This is a genomic window from Paenibacillus sp. FSL F4-0122 (genome assembly GCF_038002845.1).
Lineage (GTDB): Bacteria > Bacillota > Bacilli > Paenibacillales > Paenibacillaceae > Paenibacillus_AQ > Paenibacillus_AQ odorifer.
Map to the genome: position 1 here is coordinate 1,046,398 of NZ_JBBODI010000001.1, position 14,481 is coordinate 1,060,878.

General features: G+C 44.4%; 13 protein-coding genes. 4 read left to right on the plus strand and 9 right to left on the minus strand.

The features are described from left to right. Positions 1-94: 94 nt before the first annotated feature. The 9 genes from MHH49_RS04460 to MHH49_RS04500 all read right to left on the minus strand — a co-directional run bounded on the left by MHH49_RS04460 (position 95) and on the right by MHH49_RS04500 (position 9,920). Positions 95-634 (minus strand): RDD family protein, encoded by a 540-nt coding sequence (locus MHH49_RS04460; protein ID WP_076141946.1) that lies wholly within the window; start codon positions 632-634, stop codon positions 95-97. A 35-nt stretch (positions 635-669) separates the two neighbouring features. Continuing rightward, complete coding sequence (locus MHH49_RS04465; protein WP_036680415.1) at positions 670-1,197, minus strand: hypothetical protein; 528 nt, start codon at positions 1,195-1,197, stop codon at positions 670-672. A gap of 4 nt (positions 1,198-1,201) precedes the next feature. After that, positions 1,202-1,501, minus strand: coding sequence for a hypothetical protein (locus MHH49_RS04470; protein WP_143766212.1), 300 nt, complete (start codon positions 1,499-1,501; stop codon positions 1,202-1,204). A 146-nt stretch (positions 1,502-1,647) separates the two neighbouring features. Next, a complete protein-coding gene (gene abc-f, locus MHH49_RS04475; protein ID WP_076274210.1) occupies positions 1,648-3,498 on the minus strand; it encodes a ribosomal protection-like ABC-F family protein in 1,851 nt (616 codons plus the stop codon). A 378-nt stretch (positions 3,499-3,876) separates the two neighbouring features. After that, positions 3,877-4,788 (minus strand): L,D-transpeptidase family protein, encoded by a 912-nt coding sequence (locus tag MHH49_RS04480; RefSeq protein WP_052096810.1) that lies wholly within the window; start codon positions 4,786-4,788, stop codon positions 3,877-3,879. Positions 4,789-6,131: 1,343 nt separating this feature from the next. Beyond that, on the minus strand, positions 6,132-7,100 hold the full coding sequence (locus tag MHH49_RS04485; RefSeq protein ID WP_036680409.1) for a sugar phosphate isomerase/epimerase family protein: 969 nt from the start codon (positions 7,098-7,100) through the stop codon (positions 6,132-6,134). Next, entirely contained in the window at positions 7,101-7,832 is a 732-nt protein-coding gene (locus MHH49_RS04490) for a ThuA domain-containing protein (RefSeq protein WP_038569006.1), read from the minus strand. 51 nt (positions 7,833-7,883) lie between these two features. Continuing rightward, positions 7,884-8,960, minus strand: a complete 1,077-nt coding sequence (locus MHH49_RS04495; protein ID WP_038569004.1) for a Gfo/Idh/MocA family protein — start codon at positions 8,958-8,960, stop codon at positions 7,884-7,886. A 6-nt stretch (positions 8,961-8,966) separates the two neighbouring features. Next, the gene (locus MHH49_RS04500) at positions 8,967-9,920 is read right to left on the minus strand and encodes an AraC family transcriptional regulator (RefSeq protein ID WP_052096809.1); all 954 of its coding nucleotides are present in this window, start codon (positions 9,918-9,920) and stop codon (positions 8,967-8,969) included. A gap of 346 nt (positions 9,921-10,266) precedes the next feature. Here MHH49_RS04500 and MHH49_RS04505 point away from each other — a divergent pair, with 346 nt between their 5' ends. The 4 genes from MHH49_RS04505 (at position 10,267) to MHH49_RS04520 (ending at position 14,454) form a co-directional block, all read left to right on the plus strand. Then, positions 10,267-11,271 carry a LacI family DNA-binding transcriptional regulator gene (locus MHH49_RS04505; protein ID WP_036680403.1) on the plus strand — a complete coding sequence of 335 codons (1,005 nt, stop codon included), beginning with the start codon at positions 10,267-10,269 and terminating at the stop codon, positions 11,269-11,271. 155 nt (positions 11,272-11,426) lie between these two features. Then, positions 11,427-12,692, plus strand: a complete 1,266-nt coding sequence (locus tag MHH49_RS04510) for an ABC transporter substrate-binding protein (protein WP_038569000.1) — start codon at positions 11,427-11,429, stop codon at positions 12,690-12,692. Positions 12,693-12,769: 77 nt separating this feature from the next. After that, the gene (locus MHH49_RS04515; RefSeq protein WP_038568998.1) at positions 12,770-13,636 is read left to right on the plus strand and encodes a carbohydrate ABC transporter permease; all 867 of its coding nucleotides are present in this window, start codon (positions 12,770-12,772) and stop codon (positions 13,634-13,636) included. Then, a complete protein-coding gene (locus MHH49_RS04520) occupies positions 13,633-14,454 on the plus strand; it encodes a carbohydrate ABC transporter permease (protein ID WP_172628781.1) in 822 nt (273 codons plus the stop codon). Before MHH49_RS04515 ends, MHH49_RS04520 begins: the two co-directional genes overlap by 4 nt. Positions 14,455-14,481 lie beyond the last annotated feature (27 nt).

A 14,481-nucleotide genomic window follows, 5' to 3' on the forward strand; every position in this document is an offset into this window, starting at 1 on the left:
ATGATCGGCTGCTTATAAAAGTATTTTAACACTAAAATATTTAATAGTAAAATACCTAATATTAAAAAAAAGAATGCTTGGTGAAAAGCATTCTTCAAATTGCGGATTTATCAACAACATAAGTGCCAGCCAGCAAATCGTGAATCGCACGTTTACGGGGATGGAATCCAACCAACAAGTAATCCACCAGCATGATTGGACCCAGGATTTGAGTGAGGTCAAAAGCCAAATCCGACCATAAGGATAATTTGGCGGAAATAACGGTAAAGTCATAGCTGCTGACCGCAATTACCATTGAAAGAATCATACTAATCATTCGGAAAACATTTCGAATCAGAGCTTCCTTCACTGTAGGGTAATTCCCTTGCTCATTGACAATTTTTAATTTTAAAATCAGCTTCCCTGGAGTTCCGCCAAATCTAACGATCATAAAGATATCAAATGCGATAAACAAAATGTACTCCAGGATAATAGGTATCTCCGAGTGTAATGAAACAGCTAATGAATTTAGTATCCAGTATACGATAACTCCAGGTATTCCAATGACCAAGAAATCAAGAATGGAAGCCAGCACTCTTTTCCAAAACCCTATGAAATTCTCCTGATCCAAATGCTCGGGTAGAATGTTATCCATGCAAGCACTCCTCTCTCTATCGTTTACTTTGTCGCTCAATCCCTATTTAACAATCCCTTCCTCAGATGCTCTTGGATAATGGGCTCCAGCTCTTTGTTATTTTTAACAATTACCCGTTTATCAGACAGAGTATCCGTTAACTCTATAATCCTATGTGCGGCCTCCTGATCATATCCACGGTTCCATTCAAAAATCATCACATACAGATTCTTAAATGACTGCTTGTAATTCGCTTGCTCTAAACCCAGTCTTGTTTTTATAAACCTTGTAAACACTCTCAAATCCCTGATCACTTTATTAGGGTTCAAAATAACGATTAAGTCAGCAGCTTTAAAACTCTCTTGTCCCCATTTGTAATGTGCACCTTCCAGAATCCATGAGGGTTTATCAAGGATTTCTTCCAACTGAGCATCCCTTGCTTCAACTGAAAAACGCAAATTCTCGGCACTTCTGTCCCATACCAAGTTGTCTGTCTCGTAATACTCTACACCATATTTTCTAGATAACTCCCGGGCGATATAGGATTTGCCGCTGCCGCAAGCTCCAATGATTCTAATCTTCATAAGCTCAGCCCAGCCCTAGCGGCAGGATTATTAGTCCTATGGAAATTATGGTGATTACTCTTGTGGTGAGGAGCGTTAGCTTTTGGTTCTTCTCTGATTTATACCAGCCTTTAAACTGAAAATGATTCCGGTACAGCATAAAAAATAACAATAAATTCCCGAATCCCATACTCCAGTTATACACGGGCTGACCAAATATCAATTGATAGATCAATCTTTCTACCCAACCCAAAACTAATAAAGTCAGCACAAGCAATATACATAATCGAAGTAATTCCAATATAAAAGAGCCCAATTTCAGCAATTCTGCAACCATCCTCTCAAGGTTTCTTTATCGCCAAAAAATCCACATTCCTCCAAATTATACACCTTACACCTTACGTCTCCTATCTAAAAACACAACCTGTTCAAGATAAATACATCCTGAGCAAGGTTGTGTTTTTTATCCGCTTAGGAGGATGCGGGTTTCCCCTCGCCCCTTAGTTCCTGTATTTGTCGCTGCAAATTAACGATTTCTGCCACTAGCGCTGCATTTTCCGCCTCAGATTCCACACTGCTACTCTGAATCAACTGATTCAGACGCAGCTGTAGAAGGGCAAGGTCATCCTCCCGAGCCTGTTCTATACCAGTAAGCAGACGGGTTCTGTCTTTTGCAAAATATTCAGCATACGTTCCTTGAAAAAACTTTGGTGCCTGAGACGGCTCTAATATCACCAAGCGATTAGCCACTTTAGAGTGAAGATAACGGTCATGCGAGACCATCACTAGTCCACCGGGATACACCATCAGTGCCTCTTCTACACGTTCCCTAGTGTCAATGTCCAGATAATTAGTGGGTTCATCTAAGACCAATAGATTTGCTTTTCCAAAATACAACTTGAGGAAAGCCACACGGCATTTCTCCCCCAGACTCAAATCCCCAATCCGTTTAAATACATCGTCCCGCGTAAATAAAAAGCAACCCAAAATTGTCCGCGCCTCCGTCTGGGTCATTCCCGGCAGTTCAAGCAAGCTATCCAGAATCGTAGAGTTCATCTCTAAGTTATCTAGCTCTTGTGCAAAATAACCGATTGTCGTCCGTGGATGCAGCCGCACTTCACCTTTTGTAGGCTTATTGATCCCTGCAATTAATTTCAACAGCGTAGACTTTCCAACACCATTAGGACCCAGAATAGACAATCGGTCTCCCCGATTTAGCGACAAGCTGAAATTCCTAAGAAAAGGCGCACTCCCATCATACGCAAACTCTATCTCACGGAGTGTCAGTAAAGAATCTGCCAGAAACTCTTCGCTTTCCAGCTTCATCTTCAGCTTGCCAGTCTCGCGGGGCAATTCTACACGGTTCTTATTTAACCGTTCCAGCGCAGCTTCCTTGGCATGGAAACGAGACACATTTTTCTTGGATTTCGAACGCAGAAAATCATTTTGTCCGGCAGCACGATGCGCTTGCTGGAACCATTCTGCATACCGCCTAATGCTCTCCAACAGCTTCTCCTTTTCTTGCTCCTGCTTTTTATATTGTCCCTCCAATGTTCTCAGCTCTATAGTCTTCTGCTCCCGGTACTGTGTATATCCACCCGAATAACGCCGGCATCCCTCCGGACTAAGCTCCAGCACAGACGTCGCAGTTCGATCAATAAATGTACGATCATGTGATACATAAAACACCGTTCCAGGGTAGTTGCACACCCAATGCTCCAACCACTCCATCGTTTCTCCATCTATGTGATTGGTCGGTTCATCCAGAATCAATAGCTTGGGCTGCCGGGCTAATAATGCTGCTAATTGCACCCGTGTCTTTTGCCCTCCACTAAGTGAGGCGTATGGCAAATCCCAGACTGCATGTTCAAGCTTGAGCTGCTTTAGACTTTTTTCCGCTTTGACCTCCCAGCCATATCCATCAAGCTGCAAGTAACCATCGTACACCTCTGCATATTCAGCCAACTCAGCTTCGTTATCAGCTTTCTGCTCCTGCAATCTCTGACTGAGGGCTTCCAGCTGGCGTTTTAATTCAGGCAGCTGCGCTGACCCTGAAAGAACGTATTCCAATGCGGTTACTTCCCCTGGTACCTCAAGCTGTTGATCGAGCACACCCCATTCTTCAGATGACAGGCCATGATAGATACTTCCCTCTTCAAAAGTAAGCCGACCGATCAGCCCCTTAAGCAGTGTGGTTTTGCCAATCCCATTTCGTCCAAATAAAAGCACGCGCTCTCCTTCTGCTATCTCAAAGGATACCTCCTTAAATAAAGGGATCCCGTTCCATTCCTTACGTAAATTCTTCGCTTTAATTACAGTCATCTTTCATTCCTCCGATTTCATTGCAAATAAAAAACCGCAGCCAGCGGTCTGCGGTCGAATAGCGTATGAAGGGGGAATGTGCCCAGACATGGATAGACTACGGCCGTGATCACCTGCTGGATGCAGAGTAAACCAACACAATAGATAGAACTATCCATATAAAGCATCGTAAGGCCCCCGACCGACACACGTATCCCTGACCGTTATCACCCTGCGCGGGTGCTCCGTGACTTGTGCATATGCACTTCACAAACTTTATGGTCTGTTTCAGGAAACGTGTTAGTTATTCATCAGTCGGTGGCCCTCCGTAATTGTCCGTATTTTTAGAATAAGTACAGTATATAACAATTTAAATCAGAAATAAAAGGTCAAGAACAATTATAACTTAATCTTTACCACCTGAGTCTGCGCATTCCACTGCACCTGAACAGCAAATAAATCAGGCAAGATACTCAGCGGAATTAGTAATCGGTTATTTTCATTGCGTGACGGTAAAATCGTAATGGATTTTCCATTCACAATAGCCTTATTGGATAATGGCTTATGTGTCACCGTACGATTGCCGATCGTAATTAGCAGTGCACCTGTCCCCGCTTCACTCTGCAAAGTTCCACCCAGTAAGGCCACGGATTCTCTCAGCGGAACAAACACACGGGAATTTTCCAATATAAAAGGATCCTTCAGCTTTGTTGTCGTCCCATTGATCTCAAAAGTCCCCGCAAACTTATTGCTTCCTACAGAGTACCCGTTTTTAGTTGCAATATTCTCCATAGCCAGTGTGCTCGTTGTAATGATAACTCGAGTATTCTTGGCTACTTTTGGATACAGCCAATGAATATCATCATTATGCATTCGAATACAACCAGCGCTAACATACTTCCCTATCGATGACTCATTATTATTGCCGTGAATCGCATACGTCGTGCCATAGGTCCCGTTCACTTCCAGCCCCAGCCAGCGGTCACCAAGCGGATTGGCCGGATCCCCACCGGGAATTTTCTCTTTGTAGTAGGGTCTGTTTTTTACTTTAACCACCATTTTGAAGCTACCTTCTGGCGTCAGTTCCTTCGACTTCCCTGTGGCAACCGGAAAAGTCTTCACCAGCTTGCCGTCACTGAAATACGCGAGTTTGTTTGTTTTTTTGTTCACGATGATCAGATCTGAGCCAGCAGCTTCCACCCTTCCAACTCCTGTAAAGCAAGCAGCGAACAAAAGCCCAAATACAAGCATCAGTTTAATGTTCCGCTGTAAAAAAGTTTGAAACCGGCCTCCCGAAAAGCATAAATTCATCTTGCTCCACCTCCGTTATATAAAGACGAAATCATTTCAAATATGTTGCGTACCAGCCTGTACCTATTCTTTTCAACTCGTCCCCTCCCGCTTGACGCAGAGATTGCAATACTGTAACCAGTGAATGCACGACAAAAAGCCGACCTTTGGATACGCAAAGATCAGCTAACGCATAAACACATAAGTTGCGGACCCTAGAGCCCCTATTTGCAACTTTTTCGCTGTTTTGGGATGCTATCGGACTCCAGAGACCCTATTTGCATCTATTTCGCTGTTTTGAGATCCTATCGGACTCCAGCGCAGTTATTTGCTCAAATACCCTCGAATTCCTTGCTCTTCACGACCAATAGTGTCTCTCGGGTCCGAAACTCGCTCAAAAAGACCTAAAACACGCGAATAGCTGCATCTGAGTCCTTTAGCACAGTTCTACCTTGTTCTTTCCTATGTCTCTATCATTTCTGCCCTATGTCTCATACATTACTGCCCTACGTCTCATACATTACTGCCCTACATCTCATACACTTCTGCCCTATGTCTCATACATTTCCGCCCTACGTCTCATACATTACTGCGTCCGCTCATTTGCCCGTTACCGTTAGCACAGTTACCTACCACATCTGCACCAAAACTCCACCATTTTTCCACCACTTCTCCACCACATCTCTACCACATCTCCACCACGCTCCGCTCCAGTCCCAGACTAACTGCGCTGCACATTTACCCGTATCCCATTCTACCGAAGCTCAACGCACCAGCCCCCAAACTAACTACGGTTTTACCATCGAAGATCAGCTAGCGCATAAGCACATTAGTTGCGGACTCCAGAGACCCTATTTGCAACAAATCCGCTGTTTTGAGATGCTATCGGACTCCAGCGCAGTTATTTGCTCAAATCACCTCGAATTACTTGCTTTTCAGGACCAATAAGGTCTCTCGGGTCCAAAACTCGCTCAAAAAGACCTAAAACACGCGAATAGCTGCATTTGAGTCCGTTAGCAAACTAGTTCATTTTTGATTGGTAGTTAGTTAGTTAGTTAGTTAGTTAGTTCGTTCGTTTTTAGTTCGTTTTTAGTTCGTTTTTAGTTCGTTTTTAGTTCGTTTTTAGTTGGTTTTTCGTTCGTTTCTTGTTTCATTTCTGGTTTAGTTACTAGTTCGTTCCCAGTACATTTCTGGTTAGTTTCTAGTTCGTTTCTTATTAGCTCCTACTCGTCTCTACCTCCTCCCTATCTCTTTGCCAGCTCATTTCTACTCCCTTCCGTTCTGCCGTTCTCCCCTCCACCCCCACTACACACAGAAAAAGCCATGATTCTCTTAATAGAGAATCATGGCTTTCTAAATTGACCTTACACCCACCACATACCCTGAGGTTGGTCATGAATAAGAATGGATTGCAAATTGGTTACTGCACGTTGGAAGCCTTCGTCAACCGTCATAAGAGGGTCTTCATGCTCGATGCTCACCACGTAATCATAACCGTAAGTGCGCAGCGCGCTCATGATATCTGACCACTCAGATATGCTGTGCCCGCAACCAACGGAGCGGAAGGTCCATGCGCGGGTCTGCACATCGCCATAAGGTTGCATATCGGTCAAACCATACATATTGATGTTGTCCTGATCCAAGTAAGTATCCTTGGCATGGAAATGGTGAATCGCGCCAGCTTTACCGAGAATCTTAATAGCACCTACAGGATCAATACCTTGCCACCACAGATGGCTCGGATCCAGATTGGCTCCAATAGCATCGCAGGTTGCTTCTCTAAGCTTCAAAATCGTATAAGGGGTATGGCACAGGAAGCCGCCATGCAGCTCGATGCCGATCTTAACGCCATGCTCCTCGGCCAGCTTGCCGATTTCCTTCCAGTAAGGGATCAGCTTATGTTCCCACTGCCAGGTTTTGATGTCGCTGTACACGGTAGGCCAAGGCGTGACTGGCCAGTTCGGTGCTTTTGCCTCATCGCTGTCCCCAGCCGTTCCCGAAAAAGTGTTCACGACCTTAACACCCATGAGTGAAGCCAGCTTGATCGATTTACGGAGAATTTCATCCCCAGCGCGGGCTTCTTCTTTATCTGGTGAAATCGGGTTATTATGGCAACTGAAGGCACTGATCATAATGCCACGTTTCGTGAACTTTTCCAAATATTCTTGACGTGCTGACTCGCTGGCAAGCAGCTCATCTGTCGGACAGTGAGCATTACCGGGATTACCGCCCGAGCCGATTTCTACCGCATTCAAACCTGCGGCGGCGATTTTATCTAACATCTCGTCAAGACTCAAGCTTCCAAATACAGGATCAAATACGCCTAATTTCATTTATACGACCACCTTTTCTTTGATAGGCTCTAAGGCTTCAGAATGTCCGTAAACCGGATAGTCACGTTTCGTTGGGGCACACCAGTTCACGCCATTGATGATAACTTTTTGAATATCCTTGTTGTAATAGGTTGGGTAAGATTCATGACCAGGCTGGAAATAAAAGATCTTCCCGCTGCCTCTACGGTAGGTCGATCCGCTTGGGAAGACGTTGCCGCCTTCGAACCAGCCGACAAATACAAGACTCTCTGGTGCTGGCACATCAAAATGCGCACCATACATTTCCTCTTGCTCCAAGTCGATGTATTCACCAATGCCCTCAGCAATCGGGTGACTTGGGTCCATGACCCACAGGCGCTCCTTCTCCTCAGCTTCACGCCATTTCAGATCGCAGCTGGTGCCCATTAATTTCATAAAGATTTTGGACATATGGCCCGAATGAAGCACTACAAGTCCCATACCTTGCAGCACTCGCGCATGTACACGGTTTACAATCTCATCACTTACTTCATGATGGGCGATATGTCCCCACCAGATCAGTACATCCGTGTTATCCAATACCTCTTGCGTCAGTCCGTGCTCTGGTTCATCCAGCGTAGCTGTCTGAGTGTCCAGTCCTGCTTCTTGAAGGAAGCTGGCCAGTTGTCCATGAATACCTTGCGGATAGACCTTAAGAATTCTTTCTTCCTGCCGTTCATGACGGAATTCATTCCATACGGTTACTCTTGTCACTTGGGACACACTCCTAGTTCATATTTATCTATGACCATCGAATTTGCTTAATTATTCAAAAAACACAGGCATTCCAGTTTCAGAGGATTTATAAATAGCCTCCAAGATGCGAGTCACAACCAACGCCTGCTCCGGCTTCACTACAGGTTCGGTGTCATTTACAATGCTGTCAATCCACTGAGCTGCCTCTATCATCGCAGGATCATCTCCCGCACCATCATAAAAGTCGACGCCACCGGCATCCAGACCGATATGCTTTTCAAAGGTTTTACCGTAGGCTTCTCCGTTAATGCGCAGACCGTTCTCCATATCTGCTCCGCCTTCAGTCCCACAAAGTACCGTTTTGGCCTCACCGACATCGAGTGTATTCAGTGCCCAGCTTGCTTCTAAGACGATGGTAGCCCCATTCTCCATAGTGATGAATCCAATGGCGGAATCCTCAACTGTAAACTTCTCAGGATCCCACGGGCCCCAAGCATTTGCAGCATTTTTACGACCGGACAGCTTATGATAAGCGTTGCCCACGACATATTTAGGTTTGTAATTATCCATCATCCACAGGGTCAAATCGAGCGCATGGGTGCCGATATCAATCAACGGACCGCCGCCTTGCGCTTCTTCATCCAAAAACACACCCCAAGTTGGGACAGCGCGACGACGGATAGCCTTAGCTCTGGCGTAATAGATCTCACCAAGCTCATTATTCTCACATACCGCATGCAGATAAGCTGAATCTGGTCTGAAACGGTTCTGATAACCGATGGTCAGCTTTTTCCCAGTTCGCTCTGAGGCCTCGATCATCGCTTGTGCTTCTGCCGTGGTTTTAGCCATCGGCTTCTCACACATTACGTGTTTGCCTGCTTCCATAGCCGCAATGGAAATCTCCGCATGGGAAATGTTCGGCGTACATACATGAATCACATCTATACTTGCATCGTTAAGAAGCTCTTTATAATCTGTGTAAACTACGGACTGCTCATCTCCAAACTCCGCTTTTGCCTTCTCGGCACGTTCAGCGACGATATCACAAAAAGCAACCATTCGCGCACCTTCTACTTTTTTTAACGCGGGCATGTGCTTGCCGTTCGCAATACCTCCGCAGCCGATAATTCCTACTGTTAAAGTCATTCTGGTCTAACCTCCACTTATTCCTGTTTTGATATCTCTATCATACAAAGCTGAGGAAGGGCTTTCTTCCTGCAATCTTGCTGTATTATTCCCGAATATTGTCTTGTGGTATTTCAGCGGGGATATCCCCGTTGCTTCCTTGAAAAAATGATGGAAGGTCTTCACGCTGCCAAACCCGGCTGCTTCCGCCACGGCAGACATCGGCAGATCTTCATTGATCAAGATCCATTTGGCTTTGTTAAGCCGGTATTCATTTAAGAACGCGATAAAGGTCATGCCCGTGTTTTTCTTGAACAATTTGGTAAAATAATAAGGACTAAAACCCATATAATTAGCTACCTCATTCAGCGAAATAGCCTCCTGATAATGCTGCTCCACATAAATAAAAATCCGCTCTAGTCTCTCCAGTGTTTCTCTGGATTGATTCAGTGTATCTTCCGAGAACTTAGGCTGTTTCTTGATCGGACTCTTCGGCACCTCCCGTAAAATAACGGTCAGCAGTTCAAACAATCTAGCCTTGATTAGAAAAACATACCCTTCTCTTCGCTGTACATCTTCCTCGTAAATACTCTCAATCAGCCCTTTGACCTTCGCGGCAGTTGCCACGGGCCATCTTGAACTGGAATACTCCATAAGCGTAAAGACCTCACGAAGTGAGTAGTCATTACCGTTCAAAGCGGCTACTTCTTGGAACAAATTCAGGTCAAATTGAATCACTACCCGTTCACTCTCAGGTGAAGAGAGAAAATAATGCACATCCCCACCATTGATAAACTGAACCTCGCCCTGCTCCATGTGAATAGGGGTATCGTTAATTCCCAGATTCAGGCTTCCTTTGGTAACATAGATAATTTCAATTTCTTTATGCCAATGCGGATAACACAACGTATCACCATTGCAGAGTAAACTGCGGTAAGGAAAGTGCTTATCTACATCCGGAATCTCGAGATAAATATTCATAAATGCAACTCCTTATCCGAGTAAATCATTAAAACCAGGGCTTGCATGCCATATTTTAAAATTTTACGTAAGCGTTTACTCTCTAAATGTTAGACCTCCAATATTCTTTTGTCAATTCCGATATTTCTAAGTAAATTTTTGGTATATACATCGGTATCATTCCTATTAAAAAATTACTGCTCTTGCGTAGTTTTGATCATTTTTTTATTTTTTAAGTACAGTTGACAAAAGCGCCTACCAGCATTTATATTCGGGGTAAGCGTTTACGTTCTCTTCCTTCATAACTTACTCTCATCAGCGTAAGCGTTTAATTCAAGGATAACCGTAGTTTAAGGAGCTCATAGGAATGAACCCAACGATTAAAGATGTTGCACAGAAAGCGAACGTTTCCATTGCCACAGTCTCTCGCGTGCTAAACAATTTAAGTGGGTATTCGGACAAAACGAAACAAAAGGTAAATGAGGCGATCAAAGAAATTGGTTATCAACCCAATGCGATTGCCCGGGGTCTAATCAATAAGCGTACACAGACCATTGGTGTTATGTTCCCTAGTGTTTCTGGTGCCTTCTCTTCCGATCTGCTCAAAGGTATTGAAGAATTGGCCAATGACCGGAACTACAGTGTGATGGTATGCAATACCGATCAGGACGGTAAAAGAACGTTGAAGTATTTGCAGCTCCTGAGAGAGAAACAGGTTGATGGCATTATTTTTTCTAGTGAAGTCCTTAAGAAAGAATATTACGATGTGCTAGAAACCATGAGGATCCCCGTTGTACTGGTCTCTTCCCAAACAGAATTCGCCAAGGTCCCTTATGTGAAAGTAGATGATTATCGAGCAGCTTTTGACGCTATCCTCTACTTAATTTCAAAAGGTCACCGCAAAATAGCCATGATTAGTGGGAACCCTAGCGATCTTATCGCTGGTGCGCCAAGAGCAGAAGGTTACAAGCATGCGCTTGAAGCAAATGGCATTCCTTTTGACAGCCGCTATCTTGCTTACGGAGATTTTTTGTATGAGAGCGGAAGTATAGCTATGGAGACTCTTTTGGAGCAAGCGCCTGATGTGACTGCCGTTTTTGCTGCTAGTGATGAAATGGCGATTGGTGCCCTCTCCACCGTTATCAAAAATGGTCTAAGCGTGCCCGAGGATATCTCCATTATGGGATATGACGATCTTGGATTAGCCAAAATGGTTATTCCGCCTTTAACAACAGTACGCCAACCGCTGTACGATATTGGAAAGATCGCCGTGGAGAAGCTCATTCAGATGATTGAAACAGGCGAGTCTGTGAACAGCCAGATTGTCGATCACACAATTGTGGAAAGACAAACGGTAAGATCGCTTACCTAAGTCTTTTTATCAATATTACGTAAACGTTTACTGTTTCTTTTATGGCATACCCGTCGCTTAGAAGAACATGAATATCATTTAAATTTGCAATCAACGTAAACGTTTACTCTTACCAAATTCACCATAATACCAACACATTATTAGGAGGATTTATCATGAAAAAAACAATTAAACCCGTAATGGTTAGTCTACTGGCTATGTCCGTGCTTAGCGCCTGCGGTAGCAATAGTGGTAACAATGCGGCTGACAACACATCTAGCGGCGGGAACTCCTCCGGTGACAAGGTGAAAATCGAGTTTTTCCAAAATAAGACCGAAGCCAAAGCCACCTTCGACAAGCTGGTTGCGAAATTTAATGAAGCCAATCCGAACATCGTAGTCACTCAAGTGAACCCACCGGATGCCGAAACCGTGCTGAAGACTCGTGCAGCTAAAAAAGACATCCCTGACGTAGTGGGTATCGGAGCCACTGACACCTACAAAACATTATCCGGAAGTGGTCTGTTTGAAGACTTCTCTAGTGATCCACTTGCTGAAAGTATCCAGCCTGCTTATGTTCAAATGCTGAAAGACCTGACGGGTTCTAGCGAGCTGAATGGTCTTCCATTCTCTTCGAACGCAAGTGGTGTCATTTACAATAAAGCGATGTTCACTGAAGCCGGCGTTACTGTGCCAACCACTTGGGACGAGTTCATTGCCGTTGCTCAAAAGTTCAAGGACAGCGGTAAAAATGCTTTTTACCTGACACTTAAGGATTCCTGGACAACCCTTACGCCGTTCAACTCCCTCTCTACAATCATAAAAGGCAATGATTTCTTCAAGCAGCGTACTGAAGGTACTGTGACTTTCGCAGACAGCTTCAACGAAATTGCTGAAAAGCTGCTTAAGCTGACGGAGTTCGGTCAGAAAGATATTTTTGGAAAAGGCTACAATGACGGCAACACAGCTTTCGCAAAAGGTGAATCTGCAATGTATCTGCAAGGGGTATGGGCGATCCCAGAAATCGTGAAGGCTAATCCATCCATTGAGCTTGGTGTATTCCCTTTCCCAGCGACAAATGATGCTGCTAACAATAAGGTCATTTCTGGCGTAGACACATTGTTGACTATCTCTAAGAGCACTAAACATAAAGAAGAAGCTAAAAAATTCGTTGAATTCCTGCTCCAGCCTGAGAATGTCAGCCTCTACATTAACGAGCAAAAAGCATTCCCAGCTGTGCAAGGTGTAACTCAAGATGATCCAACAATGGACGGCTTCAAAGCAGCATTTACCTCAGGTAACTTGGCCGACTTTGCAGACCACTACATCCCAAGTGCAATGAAAGTGGATACCATCAATCAAGCCTTCCTGCAAAAGAAAGATGTTGATGCGTACCTGAAACAGCTTGATAAAGAGTGGGATAAGGTAGCTGACCGGAAATAACGAGACCTGACAAATAAGAGCCGAGAAAGAGAACGGGACTCCCCCTTCTCTTTCTCTTTTCCAAGGAGGATTACATGATGGCCAAACGCCGAGTCGCCTTTTATCTAATGACTATACCGGCATTGCTTCTTTTCTTTGCCTTTCACACCTTTCCTGCACTGCAGGGTATTTATTACTCGTTCACTAACTGGGACGGCTTCAGTGACAGCTTTGATTACGTAGGATTTAAGAACTTCATTAACATTTTTCAAGATGAAAATGTGCTGAATTCATATGTGTTCACTTTTAAATATGCCATCTTAACAACTATTCTCATCAACATCATCAGTTTGTTGATTGCGCTTGGGCTTAACGCCAAGATTAAAGCCAAAAACTTTTTCCGCGGTGTATATTTCCTGCCAAATATCCTCAGCGTGCTGATTGTCGGCTTTATTTTCAACTATTTGTTCGCAAATGTATTCCCTATCTGGGGCGAGAAGCTTGGCAGCGAATTCCTTTCGCAGAACATTCTCGGCAACTCCGATTGGGCCTGGATCGGTATCGTCATTGTAGCCGTTTGGCAGGGAATTGCTTATAACACGATTCTCTATCTGGCAGGTCTACAGACGATTCCGCAAGATCTTTACGAAGCCTCCAATCTGGACGGCGCTAGCCGCTGGAGAGAATTCTGGAGCATTACTTTTCCAATGCTTGCTTCCTTCTTCACGATCAACATGGTGCTGGCGATGAAGGGCGGCTTAATGGTATTCGACCAAATCGTAGCCTTGACAGGGGGGGGACCCGGACGTTCAACACAATCCATTGCCCACTTAATCTATACAGGCGGCTTCCAAGGCGGAGAATTTGCCTATCAATCGGCGAACGCCGTGATTTATTTTATCGTGATCGTTGTGATCTCCGCCCTTCAGCTTAAATTTCTGCAGAAACGGGAGATGGACTTATGATCAAAAAATCAAGCAACTGGCCTGCAACGATTCTTATCGCGCTAGGCTCACTACTGATCCTTTTTCCGCTGTACATGACTATTGCTATCGCGTTAAAGAATCCCGAGGAAATGGCTCAATCCATCTTTTCACTGCCGACTGGCCTGCATTTTGAGAATTTCGCCAATGCCATTAAGGCAACTAATTTCTTCAACGCCTTGGGAAATAGCGCCACGATCACAATAACATCAGTAGTGTTCATCTTGCTTACCAACTCCATGGTAGCCTACGCGATTGCCCGCAATATGAACCGAAAATTCTTCAAAGCGCTCTACTTTTACTTTATCAGCGCAATGTTTATTCCTTTCCAGATTATTATGCTGCCTGTGGTCAAAGTGACAACGGATCTGCATATGAACAACATTTTGGGTCTTATTATTCTATACATTGTTTATGGCTTGGCTTTTAACGTGTTTGTATACACTGGCTATATCCGCTCTATTCCTTATGAGCTAGAGGAAGCTGCCACAGTAGATGGTGCAACGACATTCGGAACGTTCTGGAAGATTATCTTCCCACTTCTTGCTCCGGTCAGTGCAACAATTGGTATTCTCTCTTGTCTGTCGACTTGGAACGACTTTATGCTGCCGCTGATTCTGCTCGGTGATCAGGATTCATACACACTTCCGCTTGTACAGTATGTCTTCCAAGGTCAATTCAGCACAGATTTCAACTTAGCCTTTGCTTCGTATCTGCTCGCTTTATCCCCGATGCTCGTGGTCTATTTGTTCGCGCAAAAATGGATTATAAGTGGACTAACATCAGGGTCCATTAAATAACTAAGATTTATATAGAGAGATAGGAGA